The sequence below is a fragment of the Natrialba sp. INN-245 genome, assembly GCF_009807105.1.
In the GTDB taxonomy this organism is placed as follows: Archaea; Halobacteriota; Halobacteria; order Halobacteriales; family Natrialbaceae; genus Natrarchaeobius; species Natrarchaeobius swarupiae.
In genome coordinates, this window is sequence record NZ_WUBV01000043.1 from 1 (window position 1) to 14,264 (window position 14,264).

Annotated in this window: 15 protein-coding genes; 7 read left to right on the forward strand and 8 right to left on the reverse strand. The window is 63.9% G+C overall.

Annotated features, from left to right (window positions below):
- Window positions 1–493: 493 nt before the first annotated feature.
- The 3 genes from GRS80_RS13210 to GRS80_RS13220 form a co-directional block, all read right to left on the reverse strand.
- Window positions 494–1,456: a TFIIB-type zinc ribbon-containing protein gene (locus tag GRS80_RS13210; RefSeq protein WP_160047968.1), complete on the reverse strand. Its 963-nt coding sequence runs from the start codon at window positions 1,454–1,456 to the stop codon at window positions 494–496.
- Window positions 1,457–1,896: 440 nt separating this feature from the next.
- Window positions 1,897–2,073 carry a 50S ribosomal protein L37e gene (locus GRS80_RS13215; RefSeq protein WP_149082962.1) on the reverse strand — a complete coding sequence of 59 codons (177 nt, stop codon included), beginning with the start codon at window positions 2,071–2,073 and terminating at the stop codon, window positions 1,897–1,899.
- Window positions 2,070–2,297 (reverse strand): LSM domain-containing protein, encoded by a 228-nt coding sequence (locus GRS80_RS13220; RefSeq protein WP_149082963.1) that lies wholly within the window; start codon window positions 2,295–2,297, stop codon window positions 2,070–2,072. The genes GRS80_RS13215 and GRS80_RS13220 overlap by 4 nt, the downstream gene beginning before the upstream one ends.
- 136 nt (window positions 2,298–2,433) lie before the next feature.
- On the opposite strand from GRS80_RS13220, the gene GRS80_RS13225 reads away from it, so the two are divergent.
- On the forward strand, window positions 2,434–2,742 hold the full coding sequence (locus GRS80_RS13225; RefSeq protein WP_160047969.1) for a hypothetical protein: 309 nt from the start codon (window positions 2,434–2,436) through the stop codon (window positions 2,740–2,742).
- 42 nt (window positions 2,743–2,784) lie between these two features.
- A complete protein-coding gene (locus GRS80_RS13230) occupies window positions 2,785–3,747 on the forward strand; it encodes a zinc-dependent metalloprotease (RefSeq protein WP_343161573.1) in 963 nt (320 codons plus the stop codon).
- Window positions 3,748–3,882: 135 nt separating this feature from the next.
- Here GRS80_RS13230 and GRS80_RS13235 read toward each other — a convergent pair whose 3' ends face one another.
- The 3 genes from GRS80_RS13235 to GRS80_RS13245 form a co-directional block, all read right to left on the reverse strand.
- Entirely contained in the window at window positions 3,883–4,104 is a 222-nt protein-coding gene (locus GRS80_RS13235) for a hypothetical protein (protein ID WP_160047971.1), read from the reverse strand.
- Entirely contained in the window at window positions 4,101–4,535 is a 435-nt protein-coding gene (locus GRS80_RS13240) for a nuclear transport factor 2 family protein (protein WP_160047972.1), read from the reverse strand. Before GRS80_RS13240 ends, GRS80_RS13235 begins: the two co-directional genes overlap by 4 nt.
- An 86-nt stretch (window positions 4,536–4,621) precedes the next feature.
- Window positions 4,622–5,686, reverse strand: coding sequence for a mechanosensitive ion channel family protein (locus GRS80_RS13245; protein WP_343161574.1), 1,065 nt, complete (start codon window positions 5,684–5,686; stop codon window positions 4,622–4,624).
- 164 nt (window positions 5,687–5,850) lie between these two features.
- On the opposite strand from GRS80_RS13245, the gene GRS80_RS13250 reads away from it, so the two are divergent.
- Window positions 5,851–6,957: an AI-2E family transporter gene (locus tag GRS80_RS13250; protein WP_160047974.1), complete on the forward strand. Its 1,107-nt coding sequence runs from the start codon at window positions 5,851–5,853 to the stop codon at window positions 6,955–6,957.
- Window positions 6,958–7,005: 48 nt separating this feature from the next.
- On the opposite strand, the gene GRS80_RS13255 is transcribed toward GRS80_RS13250, so the two are convergent.
- Complete coding sequence (locus GRS80_RS13255) at window positions 7,006–7,557, reverse strand: hypothetical protein (protein ID WP_160047975.1); 552 nt, start codon at window positions 7,555–7,557, stop codon at window positions 7,006–7,008.
- Between the two features lie 113 nt (window positions 7,558–7,670).
- Here GRS80_RS13255 and GRS80_RS13260 point away from each other — a divergent pair, with 113 nt between their 5' ends.
- Entirely contained in the window at window positions 7,671–7,943 is a 273-nt protein-coding gene (locus GRS80_RS13260; protein WP_160047976.1) for a hypothetical protein, read from the forward strand.
- A gap of 40 nt (window positions 7,944–7,983) precedes the next feature.
- Here GRS80_RS13260 and GRS80_RS13265 read toward each other — a convergent pair whose 3' ends face one another.
- Window positions 7,984–8,574 (reverse strand): hypothetical protein, encoded by a 591-nt coding sequence (locus GRS80_RS13265; RefSeq protein ID WP_160047977.1) that lies wholly within the window; start codon window positions 8,572–8,574, stop codon window positions 7,984–7,986.
- Window positions 8,575–8,740: 166 nt separating this feature from the next.
- Here GRS80_RS13265 and GRS80_RS13270 point away from each other — a divergent pair, with 166 nt between their 5' ends.
- The 3 genes from GRS80_RS13270 to GRS80_RS13280 all read left to right on the forward strand — a co-directional run bounded on the left by GRS80_RS13270 (window position 8,741) and on the right by GRS80_RS13280 (window position 14,158).
- A complete protein-coding gene (locus GRS80_RS13270) occupies window positions 8,741–11,476 on the forward strand; it encodes an AAA domain-containing protein (protein WP_343161575.1) in 2,736 nt (911 codons plus the stop codon).
- A gap of 210 nt (window positions 11,477–11,686) precedes the next feature.
- Entirely contained in the window at window positions 11,687–12,658 is a 972-nt protein-coding gene (locus GRS80_RS13275; RefSeq protein WP_160047978.1) for a formyltransferase family protein, read from the forward strand.
- Window positions 12,659–12,895: 237 nt separating this feature from the next.
- A complete protein-coding gene (locus GRS80_RS13280; protein WP_160047979.1) occupies window positions 12,896–14,158 on the forward strand; it encodes a lactate racemase domain-containing protein in 1,263 nt (420 codons plus the stop codon).
- Window positions 14,159–14,264 lie beyond the last annotated feature (106 nt).

The window sequence follows — 14,264 nt, forward strand, 5'->3', positions numbered from 1 at the left end:
GATGACCTCCTCTGTCAGGCCCTTCTCGGAGCGCACCGCGGCGTTCTCCTCTTTCTTGAACTCGAACCGGGCTTCAGTGTCGGTTTCTTTGAGGTGGTCTTGTTCGGAACTCATCGCCGGTACCTTCGACCGTGAGAACAAAAGGCTATTGTAGCAAATCCAATACATGAACTCATTGTGGTTGATAGTTCTGCCAAGATCCTAAATCATTAACTGATATTGATTACCCTCGAGTTTCGAAATATCCCAGACACTCGAACTCACAGCGGATGAACGAACCCGTGGGACAAGTGGACCGAGACGTGAAGCAGTTGCGTAGCATCGGGGTGATTTCACATTTCGCGGTCACGGAAATTTCTGATTTCCCACACCTCCAAAATACTCCCCTTGTTCCCCTATCGACCAGAGCAATCATACGAATTGTTGTCACGTTGTGCCGGTGAGCCCTCGAACGGGGCCAGCAATCATCAGTGCCGAACGACAGCAGTCTGTATCAGCCCTCTGTGGCGACCTCGAGCAGCTCCTGGTACCGGTTCCTAATCGTTACTTTGCTCACGTCCATCGCTGTTGACAGCTCGTTCTGTGTCAAGTCCTCGCCGGTAAGTCGAGATGCCGCATAGAGTGCCGCTGCGGCGAGCCCGACCGGATGTCTTCCACTGTGAACGCCCTCCTCAACGCCGGCCTCGAGGACCTCACGTGCAGTCCGCTCGGTTTCGTTCGACAGCTCAAGGCGGGAGGCATACCGCGGCAAGTACTCGAGTGGATCCGGCGGAGCCATCGGCAACTCGAGTTCGCGGACGAGGTACCGGTACGCTCGTGTTAACTCGAGGTAATCGATCCGGCTTACCGGTGCGAGTTCGTCGATCGATCTCGGGATTCCCGCCTGCCGAACTGCTGCGTAGAGGGCTGCCGTCGCCATCGCTTCGATGGATCGGCCGGGCAGTAGCTCCGCCTCGAGCGCTCGCCGATAGATGACGCTGGCAGTTTTGCAGGCGTCGTCGGGAACACCGAGTGCAGCGCCCATTCGTTCGATTTCACCGAGCGCGTGCTTCAGGTTTCGTTCAGCCGCATCTTTCGTCCGGAAGCGTTCGTCCCACCGACGCAACCGCTGGAACTGTTTTCGCCGTTTGTCGGAGAGCACTTGGCCGTAGCCGTCCGTATCGCGCCAATCGATTACCGTCGAAAGTCCGCGGTCGTGCAACAGTGTTGTGGTTGGCGCACCGACACGAGACTTACGATTCCGCTCGGCCGAATCGAACGCACGCCACTCCGGTCCTCGATCGATCGGCTCGTCGCTGACCACGAGCCCACAGGATTCGCAATAGGTTTGATTTTCATCCGGATGGAGTCGGCCCCCGCACTCGGGGCAGCCGTTCCGTTCAGTCGGCTGGTTCGGTCGCCCTGTGCGATGCCGTTCGTCTGTCTGCCGTCGGGTCTCGGATTTCGTGTTCGTCATTGTCCAGTCACGTCTCGAATGGAGTCTCCAGCGGACCGCGTCGTATGTAGCTGCTTAGCACGGCCGGTATATCGCACTCTGTGAACTAGAGACAATTACTTCTTCCGTAAAACCACGTCATATGTAACTTATATTGGTTACCTCGCCTGGATAGCCAATTGAGAACGATCAACCCTCTTCGAGAGGCTGTAACCGAAATCTGCCGAAAGAACGTAAACGAGCTCCGTGTTCCAAACGGAATCTCGTATCGCTATCAAGTTGAACGAACGGCGAAGTCGAAAGCGTTCTCGCCTGGAGCGGCGTCAATCCAAGCGATCGAAACGAACCGTTCAAAATGGGTAACTGAAGGAGAGTCGTCGGTGTCAGACCGCAGTCACCGGCCGTATACACGTCTATATCCGTTCGGTTCGCAGTTGGCTGTCGAAAACTTCTGTCCCAATTCAGTGGTCGCCGGTTTTCGACTGCCACTCGTAGTCGCGGCGTTTGGCCGATTTGCCGAAGCCACACGACGAGCAGACCTCCTTTTTCACGTGATAGGACTTCTCTCCGCACCGACGACACTTGACGTGGGTCGTCTTGTTTTTCTTTCCTTGGCTCGGGGTTCCTGCACCAGTCATGGAGTGATCGAAACGACGTTGTCGCCGCGTATAATGGTTGTGTCTTCGGTCGGCTCCCCGTCCGATGGCGACTCCTCGCCCGGAATCGTGACGTCGTCCAACACGAGATTCATGTGCTGGTCGTAGCCGGCGAGGTCACCGACGTACTCGTCGCCGCTTTTGAGTCGTACCGTCACGCGTTCGCCCAGCGACGCCTCGAGGACGTCGAGCGGTCGTCCACTCATACGAAAGAGCGCAGGTGACGGACACTTAATCGTACCGGTCCAACGCGACCGTGTTCACACGACTCGATCCTCTCCGGCCGGTCGCCATCATTGGATCGACCAAACGGCTAAGTGTCCGGTCGTCGTCCCCTCGAGTATGGGAGAACGGAAATTCACGTTCATCGAGTTGCACCTAGACGGCGACACTCAGTTCGGTCCCCGCGAGATCGGCGAGGCGCTCCCGTTCGGCGAGGAGACCGAACCGCCCGAACTGGAGAGCGAGACCGACGACGACACGGAAGAGGCTGCCGTCACCGACGATGACGACGGCTCGGCCGGCAAGGCGATCGGCGCAGTGGTCGCCCTCGCTGTCCTCGTCGCTATCGCCGCTGCAGCCAGGAAGTTCGGCGGTGACGACGAACCTGACCTCGAGGAGGAAGACCAGCCCGACGTGATCGTCAACTAACCGAGCCGAACGCTTTTGCGTCCCACAGCCGTATTCGTCACTGTGAACCTCTATCGCAGCGCCCGGGCCGTCGCCGGGGCGTCCGGCTCCGACGGCGAAGCGATCGACTGGCGCTCCGCTGCCGACGCCGCCAAGGCAGCGACGGACCCCGGTTCGGTCGCCCTCGAGCCCGGCGAGGCCGAGGCGTACGCACGCGACGTCAGGGAGGCTCGAGCCGCCGTCCGGACGGTTTCGGGGGCCGAGTTCGACGTCCCCGAGACCGTCGAAATCCAGAACCGCCACCACTGGATCGACGCTAACGTCGCCACCTTCGAGCGCGTGATGGGGACGCTCGAGGCTCATACGGACGTCTTTCCCGGCGTCGCTCGGACGATCAACACCGGGACGATGGCCGTGTTGCTCGGTTTTCTCGGCCGAAACGTCCTCGGTCAGTACGATCCGCTGTTGCTCGCCGACACCCCCGACGACGACCACGCGCTGTACTTCGTCCGCCCGAACATCTTACACGCCGCGGAGACGCTCGCCGTCGATCCCGACCGCTTCCGGCGCTGGATTGCCTTCCACGAGGTGACCCACGCCGCGGAGTTCGGCGCGGCCCCGTGGCTCTCGACACACCTCGAGACCCGCATGGAAGATGGGATCACCGCCCTCTCGGCGGGTTCGTTCGATCGAAACGCGTTCCGCGAACTCGACGCCGCGATGACCGTCGTCGAGGGGTACGCCGAACTCCTGATGGACCACGCCTTCGACGACGAGTACGCGGACCTTCGTCGGAAACTCGATGCCCGCCGGCAGGGACGCGGCCCGCTTCAGACGCTGTTCCGGCGACTGCTCGGTCTGGGCCTCAAACAGCGCCAGTACGAACGCGGGAAGAGCTTCTTCGAGGGCGTCGTCACCGCGAGCGACCTCGAGACCGCGAGTCGGGTCTGGGACCAGCCAGAGAACCTGCCCAGTCAGGACGAACTCGACGCGCCGCGACTGTGGCTTCGACGCGTCGACCGGTAACGGACTCGAGGCGACCATCGTTCTCGGAACGCACACCGCGGTTGTAACCTGACACACGGCTCGCAGTGTCGAGTCAGAACCGGCGACAAGACGCTGGTTCCGACCGAGAACTCGCGAGCAGGTGTGTATTGACGTTTAGCGGCTACTAGAGGATGCGATCCAGCGGAGATACCACAACAACGCGCCGCCGGCGACGAGCCCGATGGCCGTCATCAGTCCGATCGTCGGAACTGACGCGTCACCCTGAAGCGCCATCGTCCCACCGGAGAGTCCGACTAACAGAACGAATCCGGCGGCGAGCCGTCGCCGCGAGCGTCGTCCATCCGGAGTCGAGCCCCGGCCGCGTCGTCGTGTCATAGCTCGTCGGCCGTACTGACGTGCATCGATGCGAACAGCCAGTCGTTTCCGGCGGACGCGGAGTCGTCGAGTCCAGCCCGATCAGCGTCTCCGAATTCGGCGTCTGCCAGGAGCAACGTCGCGCTCCAGCGCGTCTCGAACTCGCGTCGCTCGTCGGATTCGAGGTCAGTCCAGGCCATCGTCACCTCGTCGGCGACGGTCGCGACCGGCCCGCGGTCGTCGACGACGAGTCGGTGACTCTCGACCGCCCAGTCGTCGGTCGTCTCGGTCTGTTCCCGGAGTGCCTCCGCGACCTCGTCGTATCCGAACAGCGCCTCGCCGATCCCGAACTTGACCGTCGAGTCGTCGGCGAGGAAGTACGACTCGAGGGGGTCGCCCTCACGGAGCGCGTCGTAGTAGTCGCGGACGGTCTCCTCGGCGCGTGCGGTCATCGGCGGATACTCCGGCGGGCAATCACAAAGACGCATCGGACGCGAACGCAGGCCGGACCCGTGTCGTACCGGCGTTACCGTCCGTATCAAAACGGCCGCCCGGAGTCGGGTTCGTGGCCGGCAGACCGGCGAGAACTGGTTCCCGTCGCGGCTCGCTTGCGAGTTCGCTCGAGCGATTCGTCCTCGTGTCGCTCGAGCCGCCTGGTGTCGCCGGAGCGCTCGGGCGACTGCCCGTCGGACGGTTCGAACGCGACGCGCGCTCGTCCGCTCGTCTCGTCGAAGACGTGGTGGGTGTGTGGGTACGCGATCTCGACGTCTTCGCCCTCGAATGCGTTCCAGGCGTTTCGGTGGACGGCCGACCGGACCTTCAGCGGGAGGTAGGGCTCCTCGGTCCAGAGTTTCAGGTCGAGCAGGATGCCGTGGTCGGCGAACCCCCGGACGAACGCCGTCGGCCCCGCCGGGAACCGCGACCGACCGATCCGGATCGGTGGCCCCCCTTCGATGACGCCGTCGACCCGTCGTGCCGATCGCTCGAGGAGGGAACAGGCCCGCTCGAGGTCGCCCTCGTAGGTGACACAGACCTCGATCGAGAGTCGGTTCCGTTCGTCCTCCGCCGAGCGGTTGCGGACGTCGCGTTCGCGCATCGTCTCGTTCGGGATCACCAGAAACGAGTTGTCGAGTGCGTATATCCGGGTGTAGCCGAGCGAGATGTCGTCGACGTAGCCGCGTTCCTCGCGGTCGACGAGTTCGATCATGTCGCCGACCTCGTAGGGGCGGTTGAGGAGGATGAACAGCCCACTGACGTAGCTTCGGCCGACCGGCGCGAGAACCGCTCCGAGGACGAGCGAGAGGACGGTAAACGAGAGCAAGACGTTCTGCGGACGAAAGCCCAGCAGGCCGGCGAACGGGACGAACGCGTAGCAGACGATCCCGATTCGGACGATCAACAGGACCGCGTTGGCGGTCGTCGGTCGAAGCACGCGCTCCTCGAGTCGCGGACGAAGCCGATCGGTCAGGAACTTCGAGCCGTACCACGCCACGACGACCGTGAGCCCGGCGAGGAGCCAGGAGAGCTCGAGTACGTCGACGACGTCCGCGACGGCCGCTGGGTGGACGTCTTCGCCACCGATGGATGAGGGGGTAACGGACACTGAACCAGTTTCCGCCGACGAACGAAAAAGCGCGGCCGTGGCAACAGCAGGCGTCGCGATTCGCCCCATCGATCGTCGGCCGATCGAGACCGTCAGTATAAATTGACCGTCTCAATTCACCGGAGTGTATTCATACCCGTACGAACGAAATATACGATACGTCCATGAATCGTGAGCAACTGTTTCTCTACGTCCTCCTGGCGATCGTCACGTTCTCGGTGTTCGTCGTCATCCGTCCGTTTCTCGAGTACGTTCTGTTGGCGCTTCTTCTCGCATACGTCCTGTTTCCGTTACACGTCCGGCTCCTCGAGTCGATGAGCGGCCAGCTGGCGTCCACTCGAGTCGCAGAGATGTCGTCCGCGCTGGTGCTGATTCTCGCGAGTTTCGTCGTGTTGGTCTTACCGATCCTATACATTTTGACGGCCTTCCTCGAGGATCTCCGATCGATCTCGCGCGGAGAGACGGACCTGCAGACCGCACTGATCGAGCGGGAACTTGCCGAGGTCGCCGGCGTAGACGTCGACATTCAGGAGACGGCCGGCCAGTTGACCGAACTGTTGTTCTCCGTGTTCTTCCAGGACGTCTCGCACCTGATCGAACTCACGTTACACGTCTCGCTTGGCGTTGCACTCGTGCTCTTTCTGGTGTTTTACCTGTTGCTCGACGGGCCGGCGCTCGTCGCGTGGCTCGCGGATGCGAGTCCGCTTTCTCCGGCGGTCAGTTCGACGCTGATCGACCAGATCGATCGGACGACGTGGGGTGCCGTCGTCGGCCACGCCTTCGCGGCCGTCTTGCAGGCGCTGATCGCCGGCCTCGGGCTCTATCTGGCCGGCATCTCGAACGTCGTGTTCTGGACGATCGTGATGATGGTGCTCGCGTTCTTGCCGCTGATCGGCGTGTTTCTGATCTGGGCGCCCGCCGCCGGCTATCTCTTCCTCATCGACGAGACGGGGGCGGCGATCTTTCTCGCCGTGTACGGTCTTACCGTCGTGAGCTTCATCGACTACTACGTTCGACCGATCGTGATCGACAAGCGAGCGAGACTGAACCCCGCGGTGATCCTCGTCGGCGTCTTCGGTGGGGTGTATACGCTCGGCTTCGTCGGACTGTTCGTCGGCCCGATCCTGATCGGCATCCTCGTCGCCATCGTCGAGACGTTCAGACAGGAGTACCGGTCGTCGGAGTCGGCGGAAACGAAAACGAGTGACGATCGTGTCGACACACCGACGTCGAGCGGGATCAGCCGTCTCCCTCGAGAAACGCAGAAGTGACCCGACGCATCGATCGCCCGCCACGCTGCGATCCGCGACGCGAACCGCTCACATAAACCCGCGGTCGACCTCGTCGGTCTCGATCAGCTCCTCGAGTTCGGCGCTCAGCAGTTCGTCGGCCTCCTCGAAGCGATCGGAGAGCTCCTCGAGATGCTCGGATCGGTCGTACTGATCGTACTCCATCGGGCCGAACGCCGGGCTCTCGACGGCCTCCATCACGTCGTCGAAGAAGTCCTGTGGCCGCGTCGGCGCGTCGGCGTGAGTCTCGACGACGGTCTCGAGCCGCTTGGCGACGCTTTCGGCGTGTTCCTCGTCTTCGGGTGGCGACTGGACGGCAAAGCGCCCGCCTGCCTCCGCCTGTGGAAGGAAGCTGCCGATCTCGTCGTCGAGCTTTCGGGCGACCTGCGTGCCGACGCCCCGAACCTCGAAGGGGTTTTTCGCGTACGTTTTGAGGAAGAAGACGCCGCCCCGTGGGTGTCCAAGATAGAGATCCTCGCCGACGCCGCCCGCGCGGTCGCCGGCGACCGCTCGCCAGCCCTCGGAATCGACATCCCGGTCGGTGACGTCCTCGAGTATATCCTGCCACTCACGAATCCGCATAGCCGAGGATTGTGAGGCGAGCAGAAAGAACGTATCGGTCGACCGGAACGCGACGAACGAACCAAAAGGGCTACGATAATTCGATCGTCAGTACGCGTAACTGACGATTTCAAATGTCTACTCGAGAAACGTTCTCTCTCGCAGAACTGTTTCGTGTCGCACCAGTCAAGAGCAGTCTGCTCGTTTTCGGTCCGATCGGTCTCGCGGTTGGACAGGTGGTCAACAGCTACGTCAACGGCGTTTCGCCGCTCGTCGCAATCGGGTTCGCCGCGGTTATGGTCGCGTTTGCCGTCGTCGCGACCGGCCACCACGCCGCGGAAGTTCGGCTTCGACGTCTCGAGGCGACGATCGAAGCCGACGTCGAACCGCGGCCTGACCCGGAGTGAACACGACGACGGTATCGGTGACGGGAGACGAGGAGGTGACTTAGGACCGCGTATCCGGTTCGGTTGCGACCGTCCGGGCCTCCCGGGCCTCGTAGGCGTTGTATCCGGAGAGACCGGTGACGAGCAAGCCGGCGGCGAGCGTACTCCAGAACAGACTCCCGAGCATGCCGAGTAACGCGGCGGAGACGATCAGCCAGATACCGAGGACGGCGACGAGCGTGGAGACGCCGACGCTCAACGGAATATCGTTCGAGAGCCGGTAGACGTTGTAGCCGGCGGCCAGGAGGATTACTGCGCCGACGAGCACGTTGTTCCACAGCGACGCCTCGCCGACGTCGAACACCAGCACCGAGAGGGCGACCCAGGCTCCGATCGCGGCGACGACGGCGCTGACGATCGACGTGTTGCGTCGGCGCTCCTCGTTCGCGACGCGAGTCGAGTCGTCCCGTGGATCGGGACCCCCGTCCGGGTGGTCGCCGACGCCCGTGCCGGAGTCGACGTCGGCACCGGTGGCCGTCGGCTCCTCCTGCGAATCGGTATCGGTGGCGTCCCGGGGTTCGTCGGCCGGCCGATCGTTGTCGTCAGGGGGGTCGCCGACGTTCGGACGGTCGTCACTGTTCGGGTCGCTCATGGTGTGGGGAGTTCGCCTCCGGTGCCTTTAAGCGCCGGCGACCGTTTCGAGCCACCCCGGTCCCGGATGGGGGATAATCCGATGTTACTGCGCGAAATCGGGTGAAACTGTCCGTGAAGGATCGGGATCGATAGCGTTTTTGAGCGGTCGGCCCTGACGGACAGCCGTGAACGTACGCGGAACCGTCGCGGGCGAGGTCGAGGTGCGAACGGTGTCGACGAGCTACGGTGAGAGCGACCTCGCCGAGGTACCGCTTCGACTCGAGTCCGTCGACGAGCGCGGGGACGGGACGGCGACGGATGCCACAGATCGACTCGACGACTCCCGTGACGACGAACGCGACGTGACGACGGTGACGCTCTGGAACAAGTGGACGGAGTCGGCCGAACTCCTCGAGCCGGGGATGGCGCTACTGGTCACGAACGCCACGGAGGACGAGTACCGGGGCGAACGGCGGTACAAGACGACCGGTGACTCCTACGTCGTCGTCGAGCCGAGCTTTCTGGTGAACGTGACGTCGATCAGAAACTGGGTGGAGTGTCCCCGACTCTACTATCTGAACAAGCTCTCCGGCGTCCCGCTTAACTACCCCGTCGTGAAGGGGACGCTCGTCCACGAGGTCTTCGGCGACCTGTTACGGGGACGTGACCTCGAGGAGTCGATCGAGGCGCGCGTCGAGGAGCGCGCGCTCCAGCTCGGTCTGCTCGGCGAGACGCCCGAGGCCGCCGCCGAGGACGTCCGGGAGAACGCCGCCGCGATCGAAAGCTGGCTCGAGCAGGGTCGGCTCACCGAGGACGACTCCTGGCGCTCCGAACAGCTACTCATCAGCGAGACGTTCGGTATCCGCGGGCGAGCGGACGCCGTTCGCCGCGGTGCGCCGGTCGAACTCAAGACGGGGAAGAACCTGAAGAAGGAACCGCGGTTCAAGGACAAGGTACAGGCCGCCTGTTATGCGCTGTTGCTCGAGGAACGCGGCGGCGACGTCGACACCGGCACCCTCCTCTATACGAAAAACTCCGCACTCGACCGCAACGAGGAGACCGGCGACCTCACGCCGGCGAAGGATTTCTCGATGGGTAACGGGCTCTTGAAATTCGTCGTCAGGCTCCGAAACGAGATCGCCGCGATGGAGATGGCAGGCGACGTTCCGACCGGCTACGAGGGCGACGCGAGGTGTGAGTACTGTTTCGAACAGGACACCTGTATGGTCGTCTCGGGTCGGCTCGACCAGGAGTCGAAAGCCGGCCAGATCGGGCAGGCCCTTCCCGAGGAGGAACTCGAGTACTTCGAGCGCTTTTACCGGGCGATCGAGGAGGAACGCCGGGAGGTCCACCGCGAGTACGCCAAGCTCTGGGAACAGGACGCACGGGAGCGAGCCGACGACGACCGCGCGTTGATCGATCTCGCGTTCGTCGAGAAACGGCCGCTCGAGGGCGGGCGCTGGGAACTTCACACGCGCCGCGAGGGTGGCGCGACCTCGAAGCTCCGGGAGGGAGACCTGGTGCTTGCGAGCGACGGCCACCCGGTCCGGGGCAACTCGGAACTCGCCCGAATCGAGCGGTTAGACGACGAAATCGTCCTGACGGCCGACGAGCCGGTCGAGGTGACCCGACTCGACGTCTACCCCTCCGAGTTGACGACGGATCGGTTACTCGTCGCGCTCCACGACGTCTTGCTCAAAGGCGACGAGCGCCGAAAGGACGTCCTGTTCGGCCGGCAAGATCCGGCGTTCGACCGGCCCGCAGAGACGTTCGTCGACAATAACGACGCACAGGACGAGGCGGTCCGAACGGCCGTCGGCGCGCGGGACCTCGCGTTGATCCACGGCCCGCCGGGAACCGGCAAGACCTACACCATCGCTCGCACCGTCCGCGCGATGGTCGAACGCGGCGAGCGCGTGCTCCTCTCCGCGTTCACGAACCGCGCCGTGGACAACGCCCTCGAGGCCGTCCTCGAACAGCTAGACGGCGTCGTCGACGCCGACCGGATCGTCCGTGTCGGCTCGAAAAGCGGTGTCCGCGAGGACATGGAGCCCTACCGCCTCGAGCGAGCCGGCGATCCGGCCGAACGCGTCGCCGAGTTACAGAACGCACAGATCGTGGCGGCGACGACGGCGACCTGCGGCTCGAGGATCATGAAAGAACAGTCCTTCGACGCCGCGCTGGTCGACGAAGCCGCCCAGCTCACGGAGCCGGGGACGTTCGCGGCGGTCAACCTCGCCGATCGATTCGTGTTGGTCGGCGACCACGAACAGCTTCCGCCGGTCGTTCGGGCGGAGAACGACCTCACCGAGTCGCTGTTCGAGCGACTGGTCGAGCGCTACCCCGACGCGGGCGTCATGCTCGACCGTCAGTACCGGATGAACCAGCGCATCCAGGCGTTCGCCTCCCGCGAGTTCTACGACGGCCAGCTTCGACCCGCGACGCCCGACGTCGCCGGTCGAACGCTCGAGGATCTCGAAGACGTCTCCCGCGAGGTCCTCCCCGCCGACCTCCGTGACTCCGTCGCGTTCGTCGGCGTCGAGGGTGACGACGGCCGCTACACCGACGACGAGGAGGCCGCCCGAATCGCGGAGATCGTGCGAGCGTACGAGGAGGCCGGCCTCGAGCGCTCAGAGATCGGCGTCATCGCGCCCTTCCGGGCGCAGGTCTCGACGATATCGAATCACGTTCCAGCGGACGTCGCCGTCGACACCGTCGATCGGTTCCAGGGCTCGAGTCAGGAGGTCATCGTCGTCTCCTTTACCGCGACCGGAACGCTCGAGGGGCCGATCTTCGAGGATTACCGCCGGATCAACGTCGCGCTCACCCGCCCGAAGCGCGCGCTCGTTCTCGTCGGTGACCCACGGGCACTCGAGAGCGACCCGGTCTACGCCCGAATGCTCGAGTGGGCCCGACGGTGACGACCGCGTGGGTTTCGGCGTGGCGTCGTCCGATTCCCTTTCAGCACCCGTAATCGACATATGTTGTGCGTAGGGAACGAAATACCGACGAAAACGGTGGTACGTGAGGGATACGAGTGTGCTCTCCACCGCGTCGCAGTCGTGCGATTCGTCGTCATCGACTCGAAAAAGGTGGTGGTAACTATAGTGGTGCCGCCCGGGGAAACGGTCATGTCGACGGGTGACCCAGTCTCGGTCGGCCTCCTCTCCGAATCGTTTCTCTACGAGTGGCAACGCCGTGCGATCGAGCGCCTCCAACACGAGGGGCAAGCGAACGTCGAGCTCGTCGTGAGCAACGCGAACAGTTCCGATGCGGTCGCCGAGTCGTGGAACTCGAAACGGCTGATCGGACTCGACGACGTCTCGCAGTTCGTCCAGCTACTCCGTCGAGAAGGGCCGTGGGCGCTGGTCCTCGCGGAACGAACGATCGGCCGGATTCTCGGGGACGAACAGCCGCTCTGGCATCGACACACTGTCGACGATCTTCACTGTCTCGAGGAGGCGACACACGTTCGTTGCGAGCCGCGAACGGACGGGCCGTGGTACGAGTTCCCCGACGAGGTCGTCGATCGGATCGAAAAGCGCTGTGACGTCGTCGTCCTGTTCGGGTTCGGGTTGATCCGGGGCGACATCCTGACTGCGACCGAACACGGCGTCTTGAGTTTCCACCCCGCGGACATCCGCCGCTATCGCGGGATGGGCGTTCCGCCGATATTCTACGACGGCCGCGACTCCGCCGGAACGACGCTCCAGCGGCTGAACGAGTCGGTCGACGGGGGCGAGGTCGTCCTCTCGAGCGACGTGAGCCTCCACGGCTGTGAGACGATGTGGGACGTCTTCGATCGGATCGTAGCGGTCCAGAGCGAACTGCTGGGCGAGGGAATCGATAGGCTGACCGATCCGGCGTTCGAACCCACGACGGTTCCGGACGAGGAACTGGGCACGTTCTACCCGCGAAGCGAGCGCCGGACTATCGACTTCGCCGGACGAGTCCTGCTGAAGAACGTCGCCGGTCGACTCCGGCGACGCCGCCGATCACATCGGGAAACGACCGAGCAACTGATCCCGAGCGAGACCGCATCCGCGGAGTCGGGTGTGACCGAGGAGCCGGAATCGGAGACCGACGCGATTGCAGACGATTGACCGAGAGTGGACCATCGACGGCGGGAAACTGACACACCGATGGTGGGTGACTGGACCACCGACAACGGGGGACTGGATCATCGACCGCAGCCGGTGGCGCGAACGGACGGTCGCACCCAAAAGGAGACTTGAGCGTGATCGAAACGTGCATGATCGAACATCTCACCGAGATCGAACTGGGTGAGCAATCGGACGCCGATCACCGTCGTTTTTCAACCGTCGTCCCCTCGTAACGGTATGGAACTTCCCCTCGGGACGGAAACCGTCGACGTCCAGCTCCCCGAGTACGACGTGACGGTCGCCGAACCGACCGGCGGCGATTCCGTCGACGTCCGTCGGGCCGCAGAACGCGCGCTCGAGGAGCCACTCGGCCGGCCGCTCGCGTCTACGGTCGACCCCGACGGCGACGTGGCGATCGTCGTCACCGACGTCACTCGGACGGCACCCGACGACGTCCTGCTCGAGGCCGTACTCGAGCGACTGCTCGCGTGTGGCGTCGACCGTGAACGGGTGACGGTCGTCATCGGACTGGGGTTGCACCGACCGATGACCGACGACGAAATCGAGTCGATGCTCGGCGAGCACGCCGATCTCGCGGTCAACCACGACCCCGACGCAGTCGTCGAAGTCGGGCGAGTCAGCGGCGCCTCAGAGGCCTCGAGTGACGGGAGCGAGAACGACGACGTGCCGGTCGAGATCGGCGAACCGGTCGCCGACGCCGATACGGTGCTCTCGACGGGCGTCGTCGAGCCCCACCAGTACGCCGGCTTCAGCGGCGGCGCGAAGACCGTCGTCATCGGTGCGGGAAGCGAGTCACTGATCGGCTACACGCACGGTCCCGACATGCTCGCCAGGGACGGCGTTCGACTCGGCCGCGTCGAGGGGAACCCGTTTCGCGAGACCCTCGACGAGGCTGGTGACCTCGTCGGTCTCGACTTCGTGCTCAACCTCGCGTACGGTCCCGCCGGCGTCCTCGACGTGCAAGCGGGAGAGCCGCGGCGAGTCGTTCACGAACTCGCGGCCGCCGCTCGAGCGGACCTCTCGGTGCCGATCGACCGGCAGTTCGACGCCGTCGTCTGCGGCGTCGGCGCGCCGAAAGACGCGACCCTCTACCAGGCGACCCGCGGCGCGACCTACGTCGCCCTCGGCGATCGAAATCCGGCCCGTCCGGGTGGACGCCTCGTCGTCCCGGCGAGGCTACCCGAAGGAGCGGGCGAGGGAACCGGCGAGAGGCGATTCTATCGGCGGCTTCGGGACGCGTCTGACGCCGACTCGCTCTACGACGAGATGAGACGAGGGTACGAACCCGGTGCCCAGCGTGCGTTCGTGGTCGCTCGCACCCTCCGCGACCACGACCTCGTCGTGACCGACACCGACTCCCCGGGTGTCGTCGAGGACTGTCTCATGCAAGCGAAACCACACGTGACCGACGCCCTCGAGTTCGGCGACGACGTGCTGGTCGTTCCCGACGCGTTGAACACGCTGTTCGTCGACGGCTGAGACGGATTTCAGCGATTTCGAGGCGAAGCCCCCGGCCTCAAGTCGTGCGGGACCGTCGGTCCCACGCTCCCCTCAACGAGCGAACCGCGTATGCGGTGAGCGAAGT